The organism is Bhargavaea cecembensis, from assembly GCF_001619585.1.
In the GTDB taxonomy this organism is placed as follows: domain Bacteria; phylum Bacillota; class Bacilli; order Bacillales_A; family Planococcaceae; genus Bhargavaea; species Bhargavaea cecembensis_A.
This window is the reverse complement of the sequence record NZ_LQNT01000001.1, coordinates 26,546-45,240: the sequence shown is the minus strand read 5'-3', so window position 1 is coordinate 45,240 and position 18,695 is coordinate 26,546. Positions and strand designations below refer to the sequence as shown.

At 55.9% G+C, this 18,695-nt stretch carries 16 protein-coding genes and 1 other annotated feature; of the genes, 6 read left to right on the top strand and 10 right to left on the bottom strand.

Features of this window, described 5'->3' with window-relative positions; translation table 11 throughout:
* Nucleotides 1-11 precede the first annotated feature (11 nt).
* Nucleotides 12-1,418 carry a dipeptidase PepV gene (gene pepV, locus AV656_RS00310; RefSeq protein WP_063177729.1) on the bottom strand — a complete coding sequence of 469 codons (1,407 nt, stop codon included), beginning with the start codon at nt 1,416-1,418 and terminating at the stop codon, nt 12-14.
* 276 nt (nt 1,419-1,694) lie between these two features.
* Between pepV and AV656_RS00305 the strand changes: the two genes are divergently transcribed.
* Nucleotides 1,695-1,916 (top strand): DeoR family transcriptional regulator, encoded by a 222-nt coding sequence (locus tag AV656_RS00305; RefSeq protein ID WP_063177727.1) that lies wholly within the window; start codon nt 1,695-1,697, stop codon nt 1,914-1,916.
* A 76-nt stretch (nt 1,917-1,992) separates the two neighbouring features.
* Here AV656_RS00305 and AV656_RS00300 read toward each other — a convergent pair whose 3' ends face one another.
* Entirely contained in the window at nt 1,993-2,703 is a 711-nt protein-coding gene (locus tag AV656_RS00300; RefSeq protein WP_063178816.1) for a pseudouridine synthase, read from the bottom strand.
* A gap of 10 nt (nt 2,704-2,713) precedes the next feature.
* Nucleotides 2,714-4,324, bottom strand: coding sequence for a putative polysaccharide biosynthesis protein (locus AV656_RS00295; RefSeq protein ID WP_063177725.1), 1,611 nt, complete (start codon nt 4,322-4,324; stop codon nt 2,714-2,716).
* A 159-nt stretch (nt 4,325-4,483) separates the two neighbouring features.
* On the opposite strand from AV656_RS00295, the gene AV656_RS00290 reads away from it, so the two are divergent.
* Nucleotides 4,484-5,755, top strand: a complete 1,272-nt coding sequence (locus tag AV656_RS00290; protein ID WP_063177723.1) for an NAD(P)/FAD-dependent oxidoreductase — start codon at nt 4,484-4,486, stop codon at nt 5,753-5,755.
* Nucleotides 5,756-5,986: 231 nt separating this feature from the next.
* Here AV656_RS00290 and leuS read toward each other — a convergent pair whose 3' ends face one another.
* Nucleotides 5,987-8,401 carry a leucine--tRNA ligase gene (leuS, locus tag AV656_RS00285; protein WP_063177721.1) on the bottom strand — a complete coding sequence of 805 codons (2,415 nt, stop codon included), beginning with the start codon at nt 8,399-8,401 and terminating at the stop codon, nt 5,987-5,989.
* Nucleotides 8,402-8,448: 47 nt separating this feature from the next.
* Nucleotides 8,449-8,663 (bottom strand) — a binding site (T-box leader).
* Between the two features lie 140 nt (nt 8,664-8,803).
* Between leuS and AV656_RS00280 the strand changes: the two genes are divergently transcribed.
* A complete protein-coding gene (locus AV656_RS00280; protein ID WP_063177719.1) occupies nt 8,804-10,036 on the top strand; it encodes a CynX/NimT family MFS transporter in 1,233 nt (410 codons plus the stop codon).
* A gap of 43 nt (nt 10,037-10,079) precedes the next feature.
* On the opposite strand, the gene AV656_RS00275 is transcribed toward AV656_RS00280, so the two are convergent.
* The 6 genes from AV656_RS00275 to AV656_RS00250 form a co-directional block, all read right to left on the bottom strand.
* Nucleotides 10,080-11,252, bottom strand: a complete 1,173-nt coding sequence (locus tag AV656_RS00275) for a DUF4129 domain-containing protein (RefSeq protein WP_063177717.1) — start codon at nt 11,250-11,252, stop codon at nt 10,080-10,082.
* The gene (locus tag AV656_RS00270) at nt 11,249-12,481 is read right to left on the bottom strand and encodes a DUF58 domain-containing protein (protein WP_082818538.1); all 1,233 of its coding nucleotides are present in this window, start codon (nt 12,479-12,481) and stop codon (nt 11,249-11,251) included. The genes AV656_RS00275 and AV656_RS00270 overlap by 4 nt, the downstream gene beginning before the upstream one ends.
* Before the next feature lie 24 nt (nt 12,482-12,505).
* Nucleotides 12,506-13,450 carry an AAA family ATPase gene (locus AV656_RS00265; RefSeq protein WP_063177713.1) on the bottom strand — a complete coding sequence of 315 codons (945 nt, stop codon included), beginning with the start codon at nt 13,448-13,450 and terminating at the stop codon, nt 12,506-12,508.
* Between the two features lie 58 nt (nt 13,451-13,508).
* A complete protein-coding gene (locus AV656_RS00260; protein ID WP_063177711.1) occupies nt 13,509-14,165 on the bottom strand; it encodes a CoA transferase subunit B in 657 nt (218 codons plus the stop codon).
* A gap of 19 nt (nt 14,166-14,184) precedes the next feature.
* Entirely contained in the window at nt 14,185-14,871 is a 687-nt protein-coding gene (locus tag AV656_RS00255) for a CoA transferase subunit A (RefSeq protein ID WP_063177709.1), read from the bottom strand.
* Between the two features lie 161 nt (nt 14,872-15,032).
* Entirely contained in the window at nt 15,033-16,226 is a 1,194-nt protein-coding gene (locus tag AV656_RS00250; protein ID WP_063177707.1) for an MDR family MFS transporter, read from the bottom strand.
* Between the two features lie 168 nt (nt 16,227-16,394).
* Here AV656_RS00250 and AV656_RS00245 point away from each other — a divergent pair, with 168 nt between their 5' ends.
* The 3 genes from AV656_RS00245 to AV656_RS00235 all read left to right on the top strand — a co-directional run bounded on the left by AV656_RS00245 (nt 16,395) and on the right by AV656_RS00235 (nt 18,693).
* A complete protein-coding gene (locus AV656_RS00245) occupies nt 16,395-16,982 on the top strand; it encodes a class I SAM-dependent methyltransferase (protein WP_063177705.1) in 588 nt (195 codons plus the stop codon).
* 73 nt (nt 16,983-17,055) lie between these two features.
* Entirely contained in the window at nt 17,056-18,135 is a 1,080-nt protein-coding gene (locus AV656_RS00240; protein WP_063177703.1) for a type III polyketide synthase, read from the top strand.
* Nucleotides 18,136-18,147: 12 nt separating this feature from the next.
* On the top strand, nt 18,148-18,693 hold the full coding sequence (locus AV656_RS00235) for an isoprenylcysteine carboxyl methyltransferase family protein (RefSeq protein WP_063177701.1): 546 nt from the start codon (nt 18,148-18,150) through the stop codon (nt 18,691-18,693).
* Nucleotides 18,694-18,695: the final 2 nt, after the last annotated feature.

Here is an 18,695-nt window from a genome sequence, read left to right as displayed (position 1 = left end):
TTTCATACGAATTAGTTGTTCTTGTCCGTTGGCTGTTCAACTGCAAGGGATACAATGGCATCCGCATAGATTGCGGCCGCCTTCACGAGATCTTCGATATCCACATACTCGTCCGCCTGATGGGCGACATCCGGCCTTCCCGGGAAGAGCATGCCGAAGGCGACACCTTTCTCGAGCGTGCGGGCATAGGTTCCCCCGCCGATCGCAAGGAGCTCCGCCTGTTCTCCGGTCTGCCGTTCGTATACATCACGGAGCGTGCGTACCAGAGGGTCATCGGCATCCACATGGTGGGGAGGAGAATCGGAAGCGATATCAAGCGTGAAGCCGGATCCTTCAATGGCTTCGCGGCATGCGGCCAGCTTTTCCTCTTTCGGATACATGACTGAGTAGCGCATGCTGACGGAGACCTCTCCGCCCTTTGACCCATTATACGTCAGAATCCCTGCATTGAGTGTGGTCTCTCCGGAAATTTCATCGAAAAAATCCAATCCGAGATCATGCCCCCTGGAACCGCCGCCAAACGCCTGTGTGACAAAGGAAGTGAAGCGGGCGGAAGCTCCCTCCATATAAGGATCAAGGAACCGTGCCAATCGGACACCTGCATTCACTCCGTCTTCAGGTTCCATGGCATGCGCGGCTCTCCCATATAAGGTGATGACGCACGAGTCTCCGTGCCGTTCAAGTTCACCCCGTGTTCCGGCTTCCTCGCAAAATATACCGAAATCCCCTTCAAGTTCAGATACAGGAACCGACACCTCCGCCCGGGCCATGTCAGGAACCATGTTTGTCCGGTCTCCGGCGCGGAAAGAGCGCAGCGGTCCGGCATCTTCACCCGGAAGTTGGGAAAAGACAAGGTCTGCAATTCCCTTTTCCGCATGGATAATCGGGAAGTCTGCGTCAGGCGCGAAGCCGATCTCCGGCATTTCTTCCGTTTCGAAATAGCGCTTCATGCAGCGGAATCCGCTTTCCTCATCACTTCCGACAATCAGCCGGACTCTTTTGTTGAGGGGGATGCCCGATTCTTTGACCATCTTCAGTGCATGGAAGGCTGCAATGGTCGGCCCCTTGTCATCGATCGCGCCTCTGCCGTACACTCTCCCGTTACGCTCATGACCTTCAAATGGCGGCGTCTCCCATCCGTCTCCGGCAGGTACGACATCCACGTGGCAGAGAATACCGAGAAGGCCGTCCCCCTCGCCGATTTCGATATGTCCGGCCGCGCCTCCGACCTCTTTGACCGTCATGCCCGCTTCCCTGCCGTGGTCTAGAATCCAATCCATCGCCTGTTTCGGTCCGGGACCAAATGGCGCTTCTCCGGTTGAAGCCGATTCATCCAGGACACTCTTAATGGAGATGAGCGCCTTAAGATCCGATATCATTCTTTTTTCAGCCTGCTCTGCTTGCTGCTTCCAATCCATTCGGCTCATGCCTCCCTTTTCTTATTGCCATTCTACACACTCGGGAGAAAATTGAAAGCAGGCCGCACATTGTAACCTGCCTGTAAAGAAGATGTAAAAAATGTTAGATGCATTGGAATAGTCAAACTATTATTGTATAATGATAGCGAGCATGAAAAAGCTCAAAATCACAAAAGGATGTGTACGCCCTCAGCCGAAAAGTATCGAGCAGAGCTCGAAGCTTTAGGTCGTCCGCTGGTCTTGACATGGAGAATATGATGAAGGAGTGGTTACGATTTGAAACCGACTACCGACCGGATGCTCACCCGCATTAAGGATGTATACATGTACATCCGTGATCAGGGCACCGTTTCGACCGAGGATCTGGTCGACGCATTCGGCATCACTCCGCGCACGGTGCAACGAGATTTAAGCGTGCTTGCTTTTAATGGCCTGGTGAGCAGTCCAAGCCGGGGCAAATGGACAACGACGAACAAACGAGTGAAGATGACTTCATAAGTGTGTACACATACCGAAAAGGACGGTCCCCGAACATGATTCGGGAACCGTCCTTTTCCGTTGCGCCAAACGGCATTTATCTGTTTTTCACCCCATGCAGCTCCTCATCGGAGAGTTCCCGCCATTCACCTGTGCCGAGGTCCGGGTCCAGTCCAAGAGGGCCCATCGTGAGGCGCTTCAGATAAGTGACCCGCTTGCCCCTGGACTCGAACATTCTCTTTACCTGGTGAAATTTCCCCTCAGTGATGGTCAGCTCGATTTCGGACTCGGGACCGCTGCTCAGGATGTTCAGTTCCGCCGGCTTGGTGACATAGCCGTCATCAAGCGTCACGCCTACACGGAACGCTTCGCCGTCTGCATCTGTCACTTCCCCATCGATCCTCGCAAAATACGTTTTTCCGACATGTTTCTTAGGGGACAGCAGCTCATGGGAAAGCTTCCCGTCATTGGTGATCAGCAGAAGCCCTTCCGTATCCTTGTCGAGCCGGCCGACCGGGAACGGTTTAAATCGGCGATATTCGTACGGGAGAAGGTCGACCACTGTCCGGTCGCGCGTGTCTTCCGTCGCCGAGATGACACCCGGCGGCTTGTTCATCATCAGATAGATGAATTCCCTGTAGTCAACCGGATCCCCGAATACCGTAACCTCCAGGGTGTCCGGGTCGACGTGGAGTGCGGGGTCCTTCACCGGGACTCCGTCCACCGAGACCGCCCCCTGCTTGAGCAGGGCTTTGACCTCTTTTCTCGAACCATAGCCCGAGTTGGCCAGCAATTTATCAAGTCTCAACACCGGCACCTCACATTCCAAACTTTTTCGTAATCCTCTTCAGACGGTCACCGAACAATTTATGCGCGAGACCTGAACGGAAAGCAAGGATGGCATAAACAACCGCTCCTGCAACCGCCGTGATCAGCGTATAGAGGAAAGCATCCCCTTTTCCGTCCGCCTCCCCGAAGAGGTAGAGTCCCTGCAGAACCGACCAGGCAGCCAGTCCCATGACGGCATTGAACAGCAAAATCAAGAGAAGTCTGCGGACAACCATATGGGATCGGTAACGGAGCGTACGTACGGCCACGCCGATGTTCATCGCCACTGCTGCGCCATAACCGATCACCGTGGCATAGATGGCCCCCTCCGCCTCGAACATGCGGATCAGTGGAATGTTTAGCACCAGCTTCAGAAGCAGACCGACCATGAGGTTCAGGACGATCCATTTGTGACGGTCGATGGCCTGGAGAATTGAACCGGACACCGAGTAAAGCGCAAACAGCAATGCTGCAGGCGCGTATGTCCTCAGGATATCCGCTCCGACCGGGCTTTGCTCGAACAGCAGATGATACAGCTCGTCCGAGAGGATCATCAGGCCCGTGATCATCGGCAGCGTCAGAAACGCAACAATCTGGAACACCTGGTCGAGCGACCGGGTCATGCCCAGCTTGTCCCCTTTTGTATAATAGCCGGTTACAATCGGAATGATGGCCATGGAGAATGCGGTCCCCACCATGACCGGGATCATGACAATTTTGTGCGTGGAGAAGTTCAGCATCCCGAGCTGTCCGTCTGATACGGATGCTAGCCCGATCGATGCCATTGCCCGGTTGAACGTGAGCATGTCGACAAACTGGAACAGCGGGTTCGCCAGCCCGACCAGCACAATCGGGAAGATATAGACAATCAGTTCGCGATACATATCTTTGAGCCGGACGTCCGCGCTGCCGGTGCTCTCCGCAAGAAGGCTGTCCATCTCTGGCTTTTCCCGCCGCCAATAGTAATAGAGGACGGCCAGGCCCGCAACAGCTCCGACAAATGCAGCGAATACCGCAAAAGAAATAGCGGTCTTCTCAGAGCCTTCCGTGAAGTTGAGAACAATATACACGCCGGCCAGGACAAACAGGATCCTTACAATCTGTTCGATCAGCTGGGAAACCGCCGTCGGGGTGAATTGCTGGTACCCCTGGAAGAAACCGCGGGTCAGGCTCATGAACGGCACGACAATCAGCGCGAAGCTGACGAGGCGGATGACGCCTGTGATTTCATCGACGGTGAATACCTGCTCATCATCGGCACGGACAATCTGCGCGATGGGTTCAGCCAGGAAGAACAGCAGGAGAAATGAGACGATCCCCGAGCCGATCATAATCCACTGGCTGGACTTAAGCAGTTTTCTTCCCGCCTGATAATCACCGAGCGCATTGTATTTTGAAACGTATTTCGAAACAGCGATCGGCATGCCCGAAATTGCAAAAGAAAGCATGATGTTATAAGGGATATAGGCATACTGATAGAGGCCCAGATTCTCCTCACCGACCATTGCATAGAGCGGAATGACATACAAAAGACCGAGCGCCTTGGACAGGAACAGACCGATCGACAGGATCGCCGTCCCTTTGACTAGATTCGATGACATGTGACCCTTCCATTCTTATAAGCTAAAGTCCAGTTTACTCCGCTCCGTCCAATATCTCAAATTCTTTTGGAGAAAACGGTGTATAATGGTGGCCGGGCCAGAGGCCATATCGGGTATAGAAGGTCAATTGAATGGAGCATCCGAAAGGAGCATTTTCATATGCAAGATGTAATCGTGATCGGTGGCGGACCGTCCGGCCTGATGGCCGCTGCTGCAGCAGGCGCTGAAGGCGCCCGCGTGCTGCTGATCGAAAAAGGAAACAAACTTGGCAAGAAACTCGCCATCAGTGGCGGCGGCCGCTGTAATGTGACGAATAACCTCGAATACGAAGAAATTATCCGGCACATCCCCGGTAACGGGCGGTTCCTTTACAGTCCGTTTTCGGTATTCGACAATCAGGACATTATCCGCTTTTTCGAAGGACTCGGTGTTCCTCTTAAGGAAGAAGACCACGGCCGGATGTTCCCCGTGTCAGATCAGGCGATGGATGTCGTCAATGCCCTGACCGGAGAACTCGGCCGGCTCGGCGTAAAAGTCAGGTTCGGGGCAAGGGTAGCCAAGCTCCTCATGGATGATGAACGCATCCTCGGCGTCCGGCTGGAAGACGGCGAGGAGATCCGCTCCAAATCCGTCATCGTTGCGACCGGCGGCAAAGCCGTACCGCAGACCGGGTCGACCGGCGACGCCTATCCTTGGGCAGAACGCGCGGGCCATACCGTTACAGAGCTGTATCCGACGGAGGTTCCCCTTCTCTCCGATGAACCGTTCATCCGGTCCAGGGAGCTTCAGGGACTCGCCTTGCGTGACACTGCCGTTTCCGTCCTGAACAAAAAAGGAAAGACGCTCGTCACCCACCGGATGGACATGCTGTTCACCCACTTCGGACTGAGCGGCCCGGCCATCCTCCGGTGCAGCCAATTTGTCGTGAAGGAAAGGAAGAAAAACAGCGGCAATCCCGTCACGATGCGGATTGATGCGCTGCCTGATCAAAATCCGGAAGAAACCTTCCAGCATCTTGTCCGGTCGGGCAAGGAAGAGCCGAAGAAAGCGGCGAAGAACCTTTGGAAAGGCCTTGTACCGGAACGATGGCTGCTGTTCCTCATGAGCCGGTCCGATATCGACCCGGCCGCCCCCGCCGGCCAAATCGCCCATGACAAGCTGAGAAAGCTTGCGCAATTCATTCATTCATTTGACATGACCGTGAACGGCACACTGCCGATTGAGAAGGCATTTGTCACTGGAGGCGGCGTATCGGTCAAGGAAGTAGGTCCAAAAACGTTGGCCTCAAAGAAAAAGGAAGGCCTCTACTTCTGTGGTGAGGTACTCGATATCCATGGATACACCGGCGGTTACAATATCACCTCAGCACTTGTCACCGGCCGCATTGCCGGGATGAACGCGGGCAAACTGGCTACCGGAAAAGAAGAATAAAATCATTAAACCGCCCGCTGAGATTCAGCGGGCGGCTTTGAAGTTGGCGGCAATGGGAATGCAGGGACTCTATGAGCACTCGTCAGCATTCTATGAGCGCTCGTCGCCTTTCTATGAGCGCTTCTGCCCGTTCTATGAGCGCTCGCGGACTTTCTATGCGCGCTTACCTCATTTATAGGCCAACAAAAGAACCCGGAGCCATCCCGCTCCGGGTTCTTTTTGATGTCCAATTTATTTCGCAACAATGTTCACAAGGCGGCCCGGGATGGCAATGACTTTTTTGATGTCCTTGCCTTCCGTGAGCTCCTTGACGCGCGGTTCTGCAAGAGCGGCCGCTTCGAGGTCTTCCTTAGTGACATCTGCAGGAACGACGACTTTCGAGCGGACCTTGCCGTTGATCTGGACGGCGATTTCCACTTCGTCGTCGACAAGCTTCGACTCGTCATACGTCGGCCACGATTCGAATTTGATGGAATCATTGTGGCCAAGGATGCGCCAAAGCTCTTCCGTGATGAATGGGCAGATCGGCGACAGCAGCTTAACGAAGCCTTCCGCGTATTCCTTCGGAAGCTTGTCGGCCTTGTACGCTTCGTTGATGAACACCATCATCTGCGAGATGGCCGTGTTGTTGTGCATGTTCTCAAGGTCTTCGGTCACTTTTTTGACGGTCTGGTTATAGACTTTGTCGAGTGTGCCGTCGTTTTCGTCTGTGATCTTCGAAGAGAGCGTGCCGTCCGCTTCCGTGAACAGGCGCCAAACCCGGTCTAGGAACTTGCGGGATCCGTCAAGGCCGTTTGTCGACCAGGCTTTCGATGCATCCAGCGGCCCCATGAACATTTCATACAGGCGAAGCGCATCGGCGCCATGGCTTGCGACGATATCGTCCGGGTTGACGACATTGCCCTTCGATTTCGACATCTTCTCGTTGCCTTCGCCGAGGATCATGCCCTGGTTAAAGAGCTTCTGGAAAGGCTCCTTCGTCTTGACGACGCCGATGTCATAAAGCACCTTGTGCCAGAACCGCGCATACAACAGATGGAGCACGGCATGTTCTGCGCCTCCGACGTAGATGTCGACCGGCAGCCAGCGCTCGGCCAGTTCCGGATCGACGAGCTGCTCCGAGTTGTGCGGGTCGATGTAGCGGATGTAGTACCAGCAGCTGCCGGCCCACTGAGGCATCGTGTTCGTCTCGCGGCGCCCTTTCATGCCGGTCTCCGGATCCACGACATTCACCCAATCCTCGATATTGGCAAGCGGAGATTCGCCGGTGCCGCTCGGGCGGATGTTGTCCGTTCTCGGCAGCATGAGCGGCAGCTCTTCTTCCGGAACGGTCGTCATCGAGCCGTCTTCCCAATGGATGACCGGAATCGGTTCGCCCCAGTAACGCTGGCGGGAGAACAGCCAGTCACGCAGGCGGTAGGTGATCTTCTTCTCGCCCTTGCCATTTTCCTCGAGCCACTCGATCGCCTTCGTGATGCCTTCTTCCTTGCCAAGGCCGTTCAGGAAGCCGGAGTTCACGTGCTCGCCGTCGCCTATGTAGGCTTCTTCGTCAATATTGCCGCCTGCAACCACTTCAACGATCGGAAGGCCGAATTCCTTCGCGAACTCATAGTCCCGCTCATCATGCGCCGGAACGGCCATGATGGCACCCGTCCCGTACGATGCGAGGACATAGTCCGCAACCCAGATCGGCATCTTCTCGCCGCTGACCGGGTTGATCGCATAAGCGCCTGTGAAGACGCCTGTCTTTTCTTTGGCAAGATCCGTACGCTCGAGGTCACTCTTCGTCTTGACTTTGTCGAGATAGGCATCAACTGCCTCCCGCTGTTCATCCGTCGTGATCTGGTTCACGAGCTTGTGCTCAGGAGCAAGAACGGCATACGTCGCGCCGAAAAGCGTGTCAGGCCGGGTCGTGAACGCCTCAAACGACAGGCCGGTTCCGTCAATCTCGAACTTGACCTGTGCGCCTTCCGAGCGGCCGATCCAGTTACGCTGCATCTCTTTCAGGCTGTCAGGCCAGTCGAGGTCATCGAGGTCTTCCAGCAGGCGGTCGGCGTATTCCGTGATCTTCAGCACCCACTGGCGCATCGGACGGCGCTCCACCGGGTGTCCACCGCGTTCGGAGACCCCGTCGATGACTTCTTCGTTCGCGAGAACCGTGCCGAGTGCCGGGCACCAGTTGACCGGAACTTCGTCAACATAAGCCAGGCCTTTTTTATAAAGCTGGATGAAGATCCACTGCGTCCACTTGTAGTACTCCGGGTCGGTCGTGTTGATTTCCCGGTCCCAGTCATACGAGAAACCGAGTTCCTGCATCTGGCGCTTGAACGTCGCGATGTTGCGTGCCGTGAATTCCGCCGGGTCGTTCCCCGTGTCGAGCGCATACTGTTCTGCCGGAAGACCGAATGCATCCCAGCCCATCGGGTGGAGCACATTGTGTCCCTGCATCCGCTTGAAGCCGCTCAGGATATCGGTCGCGATGTAGCCGAGCGGATGCCCGACGTGAAGGCCTGCGCCCGACGGATATGGAAACATATCCAGCGCATAGAATTTTGGTTTATCCGGTTCGTCGACCGTTTTGAACGTCTTGTTTTCTTCCCAGTATTTCCGCCACTTGCGGTCAATCTCTCGATGATTGTAGCTCATGCCTTTTGTCTCCCTCCTGAAATGAAAAGACTCCCGTCCCCAAAAAAGTCAGGGACGAGAGTCGATTCTCCCGCGGTGCCACCCACATTGACGGCAAGCCGTCCAGCTCATCCTTAACGCGGAAAACGGCACCGCCCGACAACTTTCGTGCCGGTGATGCAGACTCCGGGGTGAGTTCGGCAGACCGACCCTGCCGGCTCGCAGCAACCGCCGGCTCTCTGGAAGGATCGGGCCGCCTACTATTCCCCTTCGACGCCCTTGAGTATTGCCATCATTGTACCCGATAGGACGACTGTGCCGCAAGTGCCTGGAGCCGTTTACTATCCGGGTGCCGGGTGGTACGATAATGTGCAATGGGCAGTTTTGCCAAAATCTTCACTTTTCAGTCTGGAGGCGCTTTGCTTGGACGCTAACACCCCGTCATACCGCACGAAAAAACTTGACCTCAAACCCGCTACGCTGCTCCTGCTCCTCGGCGTAGTGTTCATCGCCTTCAGTCTCAGGTCTCCTCTGACTTCGGTCGGTCCGGTTATTTCAAGAATCATGGAAGACCTGTCGATCTCAGGAACGGTCGCCGGATTTCTGACCACGATTCCGCTCCTCGCGTTCGCTGCCGTCTCACCCCTGGTTCCGAAAATTGCGGACCGGATCGGCATGGCGCGGAGTCTCTTCATCGCCCTTCTCCTCTTGACCATCGGTATCGTCATCCGCTCTTCCGGCGGGACAGGGTTGCTGATTGCCGGGACATTCCTTCTCGGCGTGGCCATAGCATTCGGCAATGTCCTGCTGCCCGGTTTCGTCAAGATGAATTTCCCGATGCAGGTCGGACTGATGACAGGGCTCTATACCGTCTCGATGAACCTTTTTGCCGGACTGGCTGCCGGCGTCAGTGCGCCGCTCGCCTCGGCAACTTCTCTTGGCTGGAGATTATCGCTCGGCGTATGGGCCATGCTTGCGGTAATCGCGGCGATTGTTTGGCTGCCTCAAGTGGTCAAGCGACCGGTGCTTGATGCTTCGGGTCCTGTTAAGGGGCCCGCTCCGCGGCCGCTGTGGAAGTCTCCTCTGGCATGGGGCGTCACATTTTTTATGGGGCTTCAATCCGTCATGTTCTTCACCACCGCCGCATGGGTGCCGGAAGTTCTGACGGACCGCGGGATGGATGCGGAACGGGCGGGATGGATGTTCTCACTCGTCCAGTTCTCGCAGATCCCTTTCACATTCATGATCCCGATCATCGCCGGGCGGATGAAGGATCAGCGGCTTCTCGTCATCCTGATCACGGTCATTTACCTGGCCGGATATGGAGGGCTGTTCTCCGGAAACATGTCGGCCGCCCCGCTTTGGATGATCCTGATGGGGATATCCGGCGGTGCCTCGTTCGGCCTTGCGATGATGTTCTTCACGCTCAGGACAAATACGCCGTCCGAAGCCGCTTCGCTTTCCGGGATGGCACAGTCGGTCGGTTATCTGCTTGCGGCAGCCGGCCCCGTTTTGTTCGGTGCTTTCCACGATTTGTCCGGGAAATGGACAGTGTCACTCGGACTCTTCCTTGTAACGATCATTCTGCTGTTTCTTGCAGGACTGAAAGCCGGTAAAGATGAGAAAACAGTTCCTGACGAATCTGACTTGTCCTAATGAGAGAATGCCCCGCGGATGCGGGGCATTCTTTGTTTACTGCCTAATCTTCTTCCGGAGGCCGGATGGCCCGGAGCGACCTGCGGAACGATTCCGCTTCCTCCGTCCCGATCTCTTCTTCTCCATAACGGACCCTGGCATACAGCCGGTTCAGCCGGTCCCTCCGTTCCGGGTCCAGTCCGAGCCGTCCCAGCCATTTCCGGAAGGTCTCTTCCGGTTTCTGGCCGAAACCTGCGCGCCGCATCCTCCGTTCCAGCCGGTAAACTTCCCGCCGTATCTGATTACGGCGGAAATCCGAAGTCCGGTTCCTGCCGGATGCCTTCAATTCTTCCATAGGGATGTCCGACGCTCCTGCAGCAGTCCTGACAAATGACTGCGCCGACTTCATTTTGTTCCGGTTCCAAAAGATGCTGTACAACACGGCACCACCGAGAACAAGCAGGAATGCAAACAAGGCACCAGGTCCCCATTGAATTCCTTCTGCAGCTCCCATGACCGGCATCTCTCCCCCGGCTCCCCCTTCGCCTGCGAAATCTCCGCCTTCGCTACGGGAGTTCATCCGGCCAAAAAAATGCTCCAGCGGTCCCCAGGCGGGCGCGGTGAGCCGGGTGATAAACGTATAAAACACAGCTCCGAAAGACATTCCTGCCATTCCTCCCGCCCAGGCAACGAGCGGCTTTGCAAAAACCAGCAACCCCGTTAATGCGAACAGACCAGCCGACAGCCGAAATAAGGCCCGATCCTGTTCTCTCCGCCTGATCGGCTGACGGTAAAGCAACCTTGCATTCCGAAGCAGAACAGCGAATGCCAGCTGACAGGCAATGAGCACGTAAATGACCTGACCCGCATCGCCGGGAAGAATCATCATAAAAACGCCCAGGCTATAGGCGATGGAGATCAGGACGGCCAGCCACTCTGTCCCGGCGGGCTCCCGCTTCATGCGCCACCCAATCCACGCTCCAAGTACCGCAGCATGGACTGGCGGAAGTCCGGCCGCCCACGCCAAGAACAAGGCAAGAACTGCGGACACTGCTATGCCGGCATTGCCGGACACCAGGCGGACAGCTGCAAATCCTGCCATCACGGCTAGCAAATGAGGCAAAACCGGAGGCAGGCTGCTGTCCATCAGATATGGCGGTGCCGCCAGTACATAGATGACGCTCACTTCCAGAAACAGAGTCGCCAGACTGATGACTTCCATTTTGCGGTCCTTCATCCGGCAGCCTCCTTTTCCTCCGGGGATATCGGTATGACTGCAACGCCTTTTCTCTTCATCAGGGCTGCCAGTTCGTCGTACTCCCTGCCACGCCTTCCGAAATGAAGCAGGATATGACCGCGTGCGGCGTTCTCTGCAATCGACCGGTACATGTCAGCGGGTGTCTGGGCCGGTGCGCTCGCCGGCAGCCGCGCAAGCCGATTCAGTACCCCGGCCAGATGAGCACGGCCATGGTCAGCAGGAATATGGAGATGCCCATCCCTGGCAGCGCTCCTCATGTTCAGCCGCACCTCCAATTCAATCCCCCGCTTTTCTGCTTCCATGGCGGCATGGGCCATCTGGCTGAATACCGCTTCTGCCAGAGTTGGATCCGCTGCTCCCGGCCGTCTGCCCCGGAGATCTGCGGCCAAAATCCATCTTTGGAGAACCACCCGGTCAAATTCCTTCGTACGGAGCTCCCTTGTCCTTGCCGTTTCCTTCCATGCAATCGAAGCAAAGGGATCTCCGGCCACATATTCCCGGGAACCTCGTGGCTTTGTGCGTTCCTCAAACAGCGAGACTGCCGCCGGAGCAGCACCGGGTGCCTGCCCGGCAAGACGTGCGGGCAGAGGAAATCCGGACGGCTCGGGAAAGACGATGACCGCTTTCTGCAGATACCCCCGATAGGTCAGGCGGACCTGGAAAAGACCGAGAAAATCCCCGATATGAATGGTCAGATCTGCCGGCCTGGCATGACCCCGTTTTTTCCCGGCACAGCAGACCGTCTGTCTGATCCTTCCTTTTCCCGGAAGGAAAAACGAAGGAAACACCGTCCCTGACCCGTTTTCTGCCTTCAGCTCAGTTGAGCTGTCATAATCCAGCAATGAGACTTCCCAGTCTGCGTTCCAGACGGGCAACTTCCCGGCATTTAGGAAGGTAAAGGTAAGCTCACCATTCTCCCCCGGGAACAGCCGAAGCATTTCCCGCTCGTCCCCGATCCTGACGCTTCCCGCTGCTTTCCGTACGTATAAAACATTCAGTCCGTACAGGCCAAGCATCAGGATGGCCAGGACGCCAAGTGATGCATTCTTCCCGAAAACCGCCAGCAAACCGATGACCATTGAAAGCGACGCATAGGCAAGGCTCCCCTTTTCGTGATCAATTCCCGATGAAAATCCTGTCTCAACGGGCTCTCCTCCCGAGTGGCAGCTCACCGGAAACCATGGCCGGCGCTTTGATCTGCTTCGCATTCTTTGGCGATGCGCCTGCCTCCATCATGGCGAGACCCCTTCGACCGGCACCTCGATGCTGTCCAGCAATTCTTTCATGACCTCATCCGCCGTGTTTCTCATTAACGCCTCAACCGACAGCACGAGCCGGTGAGCAAGTACGGGTTCTGCCAGCGCCCGTACGTCATCCGGTACGGCAAAGGCCCTTCCCCTCAGAAATGCCCGGGCCTGCACCGCCCTCATGAGTGCAATGGTGCCCCTCGGGCTCGCTCCTGTCTCTATGTCCGGATGCTTCCTTGTTGTTCGCACCACCGCAAGCAGGTAGCTTTCCACCGCTTCGTTAATCTGGACCTCCATAGCCTGTTTACGGATTTCCAGAACTTGCTCAACGGTTGCAACCCCTTCCACAACAGCCGGACTGCCATGAATATAGGTGCGCATCATTGCCCGCTCGCCCTCCTCGGACGGATAGCCCGGCCGGATTCTCATGAGAAACCGGTCCATCTGCGCTTCCGGAAGTTCAAATGTTCCCTGTGCGGACTCGATCGGATTCTGCGTGGCGATCACAAAGAACAGCTTCGGCAGCCTGTGTGTCTCGCCGTCTACTGTAGACTGCCCCTCCTCCATGGCCTCGAGAAGGCTCGATTGGGTCCGGGGCGTCGCCCGGTTAATTTCATCGGCCAGCAGGATATTGGTGGCGACAGGACCTTCCCGGTACTCGAACTCCTGGGTTTTCATGTTAAAGAACCGGATGCCCGTCACATCTCCGGGAAGGACATCCGGAGTGAACTGGATCCGTCTGAAATCTGCGTCGATCACCGCAGCCATCGTCTTGGCGAGCAGGGTCTTCCCCGTGCCCGGGACATCTTCCAGCAACACATGCCCACCGGCCACAAGTGCGGTCAGCATCAGTTCAGTTTCCCGCTCTTTTTCGAACAGCACCCGACCGACAGCCTGCTGCATTTCTTCCAGCAACTTGATGACGTGCATGTGTTTTCCTCCCCCTCTGTAAACAAAAGCCGGAAAAGTCTCCTTTTCCGGCCGGGTTTTATGCTTTTTGATTGACTTCGCTGACGTCAAGTTCCGCTTCTGTGGAGGCGAGGATGTCGTCAACCGTGAAGCCTTCGAACACTTCCTTGAGTTTCAGGCCATCAGGTGTCACCTCGATCACGCACCTCTCGGTGATGACCATGTCGACGACTCCTTTGCCGGTGAGCGGAAGCGAACATTCTTTCTTGATTTTCGCGGAGCCATCCTTTGCGGCGTGCTCCATGATGACGATAATCTTCTTGGCGCCGTGGACCAGATCCATCGCACCGCCCATTCCCTTGATCATCTTGCCTGGGATCATCCAGTTCGCCAGGTCCCCGCTTTCCGAAACTTCCATTCCGCCAAGGATGGCAACGTCGACGTGCCCTCCCCGGATCATCGCGAACGACTCTGCGCTGTCGAAATAAGCCGCTCCGCTGATCGCCGTCACGGTCTCCTTGCCGGCGTTGATCAGATCCGGGTCGACTTTGTCCTTTTCCGGGTAAGGCCCGATGCCGAGCAGCCCATTCTCCGACTGGAGGATGACCGTTTTGTCATCGGAAATATAGTTCGCGACGAGTGTCGGCATTCCGATTCCGAGATTAACGTAGTCTCCGTCATGAATCTCTTTTTCGGCGCGCCGTGCGATACGTTCCCTCATTTGTGCTTTATCCATTCTCGTTCTCCCCTTTCCGTCAGCGGGTCGTGAGCCGCTCGATGCGTTTTTCCTGCTCTGCCTGGATCAGTCGCTGCACATAGATGCTTGGCGTATGGACCGTTGCAGGATCCAGTTCACCCGCATCTACGATTTCTTCCGCTTCGGCGATCGTCACTTTGCCGGCTGCAGCCATCATCGGGTTGAAGTTCTGGGCGGTCTTGTTGTAGACCAGGTTGCCGAGCCTGTCTGCCTTGGCGGCCCGCACAAGTGCAAAGTCAGCAGTCAATGCTTCTTCAAGGACATATTCCTTCCCATTGAAGGTCCGGGTCTCTTTGCCTTCCGCGATCGGCGTTCCGACCCCGGCAGGTGTGAAGAATGCAGGGATGCCCGCTCCGCCTGCACGGATCTTTTCTGCGAGTGTCCCTTGAGGCGTCAGTTCAACCTCCAGTTCACCGCTCAGCACCTGGCGCTCGAACTCCTTATTCTCCCCGACATAGGAGCCGATCATCTTCTTGATCTGACGGTTATTCAGCAGCAGGCCAAGTCCCCAATCGTCGATTCCGCAGTTGTTGGAAATGACGGTCAGGTCCTTGACTCCGCTGTCGGCAAGCGCAAGAATCAGCTGTTCCGGTATCCCTACCAGGCCGAAACCGCCGACCATGAGTGTGGAGCCGTCCTTAATATCCGCGACAGCCTCGGCCGCCTGGTCATAGATCTGTTTCATAAAATCTCCCTCCGGTCCTCTTAAATGAAAGCGTTACTATCTTCATTTAATCAGAACACTGGCAATGTTGCAATGGAATCAGAACTTTTCAGATTGGTACAGAGCGCCGCCGAAACATCAAAAAAACCCAGCAACATTAAGTTGCCGGGCTACAGTCGTTCTCATGGCCGATGGGCTGCCGATTGTCTGGCCGCCTCCCGCTTCAGAGGAACATCATAGAACAGGCTTGTCAGAATGGCGAGGCTCAGGATGGAGGTCAGGATGATCAGCATGACTTGCGTGCCATACAGGTCGACGAGAACGCCGCCGACCACCGGTCCGACCATGCGGCCGCCCGTCGAGACACTGTTCACGATTCCCTGGTAGAAGCCTTCCCGTCCCGGCGGTGCAAGTGAATTGGCGATGGTCGGGATCACCGGCCAGACGAACATTTCACCGAATGTCAGGATGACCATGGACGTCACGAACATGGCAAATGACTCTGCAAAACCGACGACAACAAAGGACGAGGTGAAAATGATGATGCCGATCAGCATCTGAACCTTCAGCCTGTCCTCAAAGCGCTTGATGATTGGCCGGATAAGCGGCTGGCCGAGCACGATCAGTGCACCGTTGATCGTCCAAAGCAGGCTGTACTCTCCAAGGGTAATGCCGATGTCGATTGCATGTGTCGACAGCGTGGTCGTCCACTGCGAGTAAACGAGCCAGGTCAGGAAGAATCCGGACAGCATGATTGTCAGGGAATAGAGGGGTGCCTTTTCCCGGATGGTCCGCTTTTCCTTGATCACCGATGTGTGCGTGGCCGGATCGATCTTGAAGCCTCTGTAGGCAACCGCTGCAATCAGCAGGAACAGAACATACATGACCGTGTTGGCGACGAAGATGTATTCAATATTATAGGAAGCGACAAGTCCGGCCAGTGCCGGACCGATCGCGACGCCAGCGTTGTTTGCAAGGTAAATTGAATTAAATGCTTTCCGCCCGCCCTCGGGCCAGGCTGTCCCGACCATGGCGTACATGCTCGGGAAGACTATACCGCCTCCGAAGCCGAGCAATGCAAGAAGCCAGACATAATGCGGCCAGCCGTGATAAAAAACGAGGCCGACCAGAGCGACAAGGGAAATCAGAATGCCGGCCAGGACGGAACGATACCCGCCGATCCGGTCAAAAAGAAACCCGCCGAGCATATTCCCGACAATGCCTGCAGCGGAGTTGGCCATGAGGACAAGCCCCGCGACAGACAGCGACTTCCCGAGATGGTCGTGCAGATAAATAGTATTGAGCGGCCAGATAAACGAGTTCCCGACCGTATTGACGAACATTCCGATGACGAGCAGCCAGACGCTTCTTGGCATGTCCCCACCTCCCGTATTTCAAATTCACCTCACTGATTGTATGCCCGGTAAAGCAGCATTTCAATACCGATGCCTTATGTCCGAACATTGTCAATCCACTGCTCAATGGAGCGCGGCCGTTCCCGGTGATACGATAGAGGGACCAGCCTTAAGGAGAGGATGTTTTTTATGGAACTTGGACGTACACTCGCACAGGCGAGAAAACTGATGGAGCGGACCGTCCGTCCCGGGGAGACGGTTGTGGATGCCACTGCCGGAAACGGACATGACACCCTGTTCCTTGCTGATCTGACCGGCCCTGAGGGGCGTGTCCTCGCTTTTGATATCCAGCAGGAAGCACTCGACTCGACCCGCCTCCGCCTCGGGAACCTGTCAGAACGTGCGCAACTGATTCTGGACAGTCATGACAGGGTGGCGGATTATGCGGAAGGCCCGGTCGGCGGCGCCATGTTCAATCTCGGGTTTCTCCCGAATGCAGGCAACCCCTCGGTAATTACCCGTCCGGAAACGACGGTCAGGGCCATTCATGATCTTCTCGGCCTTCTTAAAAAAGGCGGCGTGATTACGGTCTGTGTGTATGACGGCCATGAAGGCGGCGACCGTGAGCGCGATGCGCTTCTTGCCTACGCCCGCCGTCTCCGTGAAGCCGATGTCGACGTGGCCCGCTATGAACTGATCAACCAGAAGGGCCATCCCCCTTTCCTCGTCGCATTTGAGAAGAAAAAGGATTTCAGTGAACCCATTCTGACGGACTGATAGACTGCACCCCCGTCGCATATCTTGGGAGGACAAGGGTATAGAATAAAAGATGAACCGAGGAGGAAACGGAATGCCAGTCATTGAATCCATCTATACAGTCACCCCGGACCACGAAATCGGACAGAGGGATGCAGCCGGTCTGACTAAACAGCTGTTCAGCGGTAAGTTCAGGGATACAGAGCGGCTGCTTCGGGTGTTCGACAATGGCGACATCGACACTCGCTACATCGCCATGCCGCTCGAGTGGTACGGGGAGGCCCACCCATTCGGAGAGCGTAATAATCTGTATATCGAACATGCAATACGCCTTGGCTCAGAGGCAATTAACGGTTGCCTGCAAAACCGCGGACTGCTCGAAGAGGATATAAGCTATGAAGAGATCGATGCGATCTTCTACATATCGAGCAGCGGCATCTCGACCCCAAGCATCGAAGCACGCATCATGAACCTTCTTCCTTTTCGGGATGACGTCAAGCGGATCCCTGTCTGGGGACTGGGGTGTGCGGGAGGGGCCTCCGGAATGAGCCGGGCATTCGACTACTGCCTCGCCCACCCCGGCCACCGCGTGCTCGTCCTTTGTGTGGAATTATGCAGCCTGACCTTCCAGGCGGAAGATTATACGAAAAGCAATCTGGTCGGCGCCTCACTCTTTGCAGACGGAGTGGCCTGCGCGCTGGTGGCGGGAGACAAAGTGGCCCTCCGATCTTCCGGACCGGTCCCGTCCATCCGCTCTACGCTTTCGAAACTGATGCCGGATTCCGAAGATGTCATGGGCTGGGATGTGGATGACACGGGCCTGCATGTGATTTTTTCAAAAAGTATTCCAGCCATCATCACGGAATGGCTCGGTCCGTTCGTCCATGAATTCCTTGAAAACCAGGGACTCTCACAATCTGATATCCGTCATTTCGTGGCACATCCCGGAGGCAAGAAAGTGTTGCTGGCTTATGAGGAAGCACTCGGATTCGAACCTGGCATGACCGATATCTCCAGGCAAGTTCTCCGGAAATACGGCAACATGTCTTCCCCGACAGTACTGTTCGTACTGGAGCAGTTTATGAAGAAGCAGCCGGCAACCGGGGAAAAGGGTCTCATGGCGGCTCTCGGTCCGGGATTCTCGGGGGAACTGCTTCTCCTGGAATGGCAGTAAGGAGGCGGCAAGATGCTTTTTTGGATTCTCATCGGGCTTGTCATTATTCAGCGGCTCATCGAACTTCGTGTAGCCAAACACAATGAACAGAAACTCAAAGAACGCGGAGCGTTTGAGGCAGGGGCTTCCCACTACCCGTATATGGTCGCCATGCATACCGGTTTCTTTATCTTCCTGATTGCGGAGGTGATCCTGACAGACCGGCCCCTGTCCCCCCTCTGGCCGGTGCTTCTTGCCGTATTCCTGGCCATGCAAGTATTGCGGATCTGGTGCCTCGCATCGCTTGGAGAGTTCTGGAACACGAAAATCATCATCCTGCCGGGCGCAAATGTTGTGAGGCGCGGACCGTACAAATGGCTCCGTCATCCGAACTATGTCATTGTCACGACCGAGCTGCTCGTGTTGCCGCTGATTTTCCAGGCTTACTTCACTGCCGTGATTTTCATGGCCCTCAATGCCTGGATGCTGTCGGTCCGGATAACGACTGAAGAACGGGCACTTCGTGAAGTGACCGACTATACCGAACGCTTCGGCCCGGGCAGCGGCCGGACATCCTGAAT